The organism is Oleiphilus sp. HI0067, from assembly GCF_001635735.1.
This window is the reverse complement of record NZ_LWFI01000171.1, coordinates 1-1,288: the sequence shown is the minus strand read 5'-3', so window position 1 is coordinate 1,288 and position 1,288 is coordinate 1. Positions and strand designations below refer to the sequence as shown.

The 1,288-nt window shown below is 45.7% G+C and carries 2 protein-coding genes; both read left to right on the top strand.

Annotation, left to right across the window (positions count from 1 at the left end):
- Positions 1–702: metal ABC transporter ATP-binding protein (locus A3739_RS02345; RefSeq protein WP_082878228.1), on the top strand; the 702-nt coding region annotated here is incomplete at its 5' end.
- Positions 695–1,288: metal ABC transporter permease (locus A3739_RS02340; protein WP_068500096.1), on the top strand; the 594-nt coding region annotated here is incomplete at its 3' end. The genes A3739_RS02345 and A3739_RS02340, both read left to right, overlap by 8 nt.

Here is a 1,288-nt window from a genome sequence, read left to right as displayed (position 1 = left end):
GTACTCAGTAATATCTCCATGTCTGTTGGGGCAGGGGAAATCCTAAGTATTATTGGTCCAAATGGCTCAGGTAAAACCACTTTGTTGCGTGCGTTAATTGGTGCAGTACCGCATCTTGAGGGCACGATTAATAGATCACCTGACTTAAGTATTGGTTACGTTCCGCAAAAGCTTCACATTGATCAAACGCTACCGATGACGGTTGAGCGTTTTATGAGTCTACCTAAAAAGCACAGTAAGGCGAGTCTTGTTGAAGCACTCGAGATGGCAGGTGTTCCCAATCTCGGTAAGCAGCAATTAATGGACTTGTCAGGCGGGCAATTCCAACGCGTATTATTAGCGAGAGCGCTGCTAGGCAAGCCAAATTTACTCATTCTCGATGAGGCCACACAGGGCCTTGATCATGCTGGTGTTGCAGATTTTTATCGTCAAATCGCTGATGTAAAAGATAGTCTTGGCTGCGGTATTTTAATGATCAGTCATGAACTGCATATCGTTATGCGCCAAACTGATCGCGTGATTTGTCTAAACGGAAACATCTGCTGCCAAGGGCGCCCTGAAGTAATTACCGACATGCCTGAATATCGCAATTTATTTGGTTTGGATCAGAGCGAAGCGTTGTATTTGCACAAACCTCATGCTCATCATGATGACCACTACACCCATGATGAGAACTGTGAAGGAGGCCATCACCATGTTTGATGATTTTCTTGTTCGTGCAGTTCTCGCGAGTGTTGGTGTTGCGCTAGCCGCAGCACCTTTAGGGTGTTTTGTTGTGTGGCGTCGTATGGCTTATTTTGGTGATGCGACCGCACATTCAGCCGTACTAGGTATCGCTCTTTCTCTTAGTTTTTCTACGCCAGTTTTTCTGGGCGTTTTAATCGTTTGTATGATCATGGCGATCACCGTTTCATCATTGAGTGAGCGTGGCATTGCCATGGATACCTTACTAGGTGTGATGTCGCATTCAGCCCTGGCAATTGGTTTGGTTGCTGTGTCGTTTCTGTCCGGTGTGCGAATCGACTTAATGTCTTATTTGTTTGGCGACATTCTCGCTGTCGGTAAATCAGATCTCTTCATTATTTGGGGTGGGGCTGCGCTGGTATTAGTGCTCGCGACACTGCGCTGGAACGGACTATTACTATCTACGCTTAATCCTGATTTAGCACTAGCAAGTGGGTATAAACCAAAACACGAGCAGCTCATTCTTACTATTAGCCTTGCGATAGTGGTCGCAGTCGCAATTAAAACAGTCGGTGTATTGCTGATTGTCGCAATGCTTATTATT